General features: G+C 73.3%; 4 protein-coding genes. 1 reads left to right on the top strand and 3 read right to left on the bottom strand.

Annotated elements, in window-relative coordinates; translation table 11 throughout:
* The coding region (locus tag HMPREF0731_RS12295) for an EamA family transporter (RefSeq protein ID WP_007004465.1) at positions 1-352 on the bottom strand (352 nt) is incomplete at its 3' end.
* Between the two features lie 182 nt (positions 353-534).
* Between HMPREF0731_RS12295 and HMPREF0731_RS12290 the strand changes: the two genes are divergently transcribed.
* Complete coding sequence (locus HMPREF0731_RS12290; protein ID WP_040613089.1) at positions 535-1,143, top strand: hypothetical protein; 609 nt, start codon at positions 535-537, stop codon at positions 1,141-1,143.
* A gap of 7 nt (positions 1,144-1,150) precedes the next feature.
* Here HMPREF0731_RS12290 and HMPREF0731_RS12285 read toward each other — a convergent pair whose 3' ends face one another.
* Together HMPREF0731_RS12285 and HMPREF0731_RS12280 are read right to left on the bottom strand one after the other, a co-directional pair.
* The gene (locus HMPREF0731_RS12285) at positions 1,151-2,299 is read right to left on the bottom strand and encodes a GNAT family N-acetyltransferase (RefSeq protein WP_007004463.1); all 1,149 of its coding nucleotides are present in this window, start codon (positions 2,297-2,299) and stop codon (positions 1,151-1,153) included.
* Positions 2,300-2,494: 195 nt separating this feature from the next.
* On the bottom strand, positions 2,495-3,012 hold a 518-nt coding region (locus tag HMPREF0731_RS12280), incomplete at its 5' end, for a DUF697 domain-containing protein (protein WP_007004462.1).

Raw genomic sequence — 3,012 nt, 5'->3', positions numbered from 1 at the left:
GCAGCCGCTCGCGCAGCCACAGCGCGCTGCCCAGCGCGATCACCGCCGGCAGGGTGGCCAGCACCAGCCCGGCCTCCAGCGCCGTGGTGTGGCGCAGCCCGGTCAGCAGCGCGGCGTTGTAGAGCAGCGTGCCCAGCGCCGCCTGCGCCGCCAGGTTGCGCAGGGCGGCGGCCGAGGGGCGCGAGCGCCCCTCCAATGCGCGGGCCAGCGGCCACAGCACCAGGCAGGCCAGCAGGCAGCGCAGCCCGACGATCAGCGCGATCGGCAGCACCCCCGCCAGCAGCTTGGCCACCCCGACATTGGCGCCCACCAGCGCCATGGAGGCAGCGAGCTGGGCATAGGCGGTGAGCATCTCGGGCGCGGATCCTGGTCGGTCAGCGGCGGAGACTGGCAGGAAAGCGGGGCGCTTCCCAGGGGGCGCCCCGGCCCCGCACACGGTTCCGGGCGGTGCCGCGATCTTGACCGCGCGCGGCTTGCCGCATGGCCCGGCCCGCGCTCCCATGCGCCGCCTTGCCGCCGGAGAGACCGAACGCCGTGACCCTCGCGCGCCCCACCCGCTTCCTGACCCTGCTGCTGGCCGGGCTGGCGCTCGCCGCGCCGCTGCGGGCCGAGGAGGTGCCCGAGTTGATCGACCGCGCGCGCGAGCTCTACCGCCAGGGCGATCTGCGCCGCTCGGCCGAGGAGCTGGGCTTCGCCCTGGCCGCCATCGCCCGGCAGCGGCAGGCGCATTACGCCCGGCTGTTCCCCGCCGCGCCGCAGGGCTGGACGCGGGAGGAGCCGCAGGACGATGCCGGCAGCAATGTCGCGACGCAGATGATGGGCGGCGGCATCAGCATCGGCCGCGACTACACCCAGGCCAATGGCGAGGGGCGCATCAGCGCCCGCATGCTGATCGATTCGCCGGTGGCGCAGGGCATGGCGAGCATCGCCAGCAACCCGACCATCATGCCGCCGCACACCCGCCGCCTGCGCATCGGCGCCGATAACGCCCTGCTGCGGCAGGAGCCGGGCGATGGCACGATGGAGCTGACCCTGGTGCGCGGCAACGCCATGGTGCAGCTGACCAGCGAGGGCGTGGAGAAATCCGAGACGCTGGTCGAGCTGATGAAGGGCTTCGACTTCAGCCGGCTGCAGAGCCGCTAGGGGCGGCTCACCCCTCCTCGCGGAAGGGGGAGGCGGCGGCCAGCTCCTCCATCCCCGCCAGGATGGCCGGACGCTCCTCCTCCAGGAAATTCGCCACCGCCCGGCGCAGCCCGCGATGCTCGATCCAATGCGCCGAATAGGTGGCGACCGGCAGGTAGCCGCGCTGGATCTTGTGCTGGCCCTGCGCCCCCGCCTCCACCCGCTTCAGCCCGTGCGCGATGGCGAAGTCGATCGCCTGGTAGTAGCAGAGCTCGAAATGCAGGAAGGGCGCCTCCACCGTGGCGCCCCAGTTGCGGCCATAGAGCGTGTCCTGGCCGATCAGGTTCAGCGCGCCGGCCACCGGCTCGCCATCCTGCTCGGCCACCATCAGCACCACGCGCTCGCCCAGCCGCTCGGCCAGCAGCGGCCAGAAGCGCTCGGTCAGATAGGCGCTGCCCCATTTGCGGTCCACCGTGTCCAGGTAGAAGCGGTGGAAGGCCGCCCAGTGGCGCGGCGTGATCGCGGCGCCGCGCAGCGTGCGGAAGGTGAGCCCGGCCGATTGCGCGTCGCGCCGCTCGCGCCGCAGCTGCTTGCGCTTGCGGCTGGAGAGGGCGGCCAGGAAGTCCTCGAAGCTGGCATAGCCGTCGTTGTGCCAGTGGAACTGCATGCCGATGCGCCGTAGCCAGCCGGCCTCGCCCAGCGCCTGCCATTCCGCCTCGGTGCAGAAGGTGACATGGGCCGAGGAGAAGCCCAGCTGCTGCGTCACCTGCGCCATGGCCTGGGCCAGCGCCGCCGGCGGCAGGCCGCGCTCGGGATGGACCAGCAGGCGCGGGCCCGGCACCGGGCTGAACGGCACCGCCACCTGCAGCTTCGGATAGTACTGGCCGCCGGCGCGCTCGAAAGCATCGGCCCAGCCATGGTCGAAGACGTATTCGCCATAGGAATGGCTCTTGGCATAGGCCGGCGCCACGCCCAGCAGCCGCCCCGCCCCGTCGCGCAGCGCCAGGTGCTGCGGCAGCCAGCCGGTGCGCGGGCTGGCCGAGCCGCTCTCTTCCAGCGCCGAGAGGAAGGCGTGGCTGACAAAGGGATTCTCCGCCCCCGCGCAGGCATCCCACTCCGCCACCGGGATCTCGGCGATGGCGCGATGCAGCTGCAGGGTCAGTTCGGGCGGGCTCATGCCCCAGCATGTGTGCTCCCTCCCCTCCCCCACAACCTTCTTTCTGTCAGCTGCCGGTCAGGGCCGGGACGGGAGGGGCTGCACTGGGACGGAGCGCACCGGCCCAGGGGGGCTTTGCATCATCGCAGGCTGCGCCCGGACGCCGTGCCGCGTCCCACCTCACCACCCGACAGCGGCAGCCCGAAAAAAAGTGCGTCAGCGCAGGCTGCGCCCGGGCGCCGTGCCGCGTCCCACCTGGCCACCCGACGGCGGCAGCCCGGAAGAAAAAGGGGAAACGGACAGAAAGGTGGCCTGGGCGAGGCGGGTCATGCGGCGGGCGGCGACGGCGGCACCGGCCGCACCGCCGGCCAGCTTCGCGGCATGGCCCTCGATCACCTGTTCCAGCCCGGCCTCCACCGCCATGTCGGTGCCGATGGTCAGGCCGGTGGAGAAGGCCAGGCGCCGCACCAGCCGGCCCAGCACCAACGTGCCGGGGCGCAGCCCGTTCAGCTCGGCCACCTGGCGCATCAGCCGCAGGCCGATCAGCGCCATGGCGGCGGCGTCCAGCGCGGGACTCGGCAGGATGGCGGTGGCCAGGAAGACGCGCCGTGCCGCCTGGCCGCCCAGTGCCTTCACCCGCGCCTGCAGCAGCGGCATCAGCAGCCCGGCGACCAGCCCGCGCGCCTCGCCCAGCGTCGTGGCGGCGCGGATCTGCGCGGCGGCGCCGGCGGCCT

It is taken from the genome of Pseudoroseomonas cervicalis ATCC 49957 (genome assembly GCF_000164635.1).
Classification (GTDB): Bacteria; Pseudomonadota; Alphaproteobacteria; order Acetobacterales; family Acetobacteraceae; genus Pseudoroseomonas; species Pseudoroseomonas cervicalis.
The sequence above is the reverse complement of the archived record's forward strand: the minus strand, read 5'-3'. Positions and strand labels throughout refer to the sequence as shown.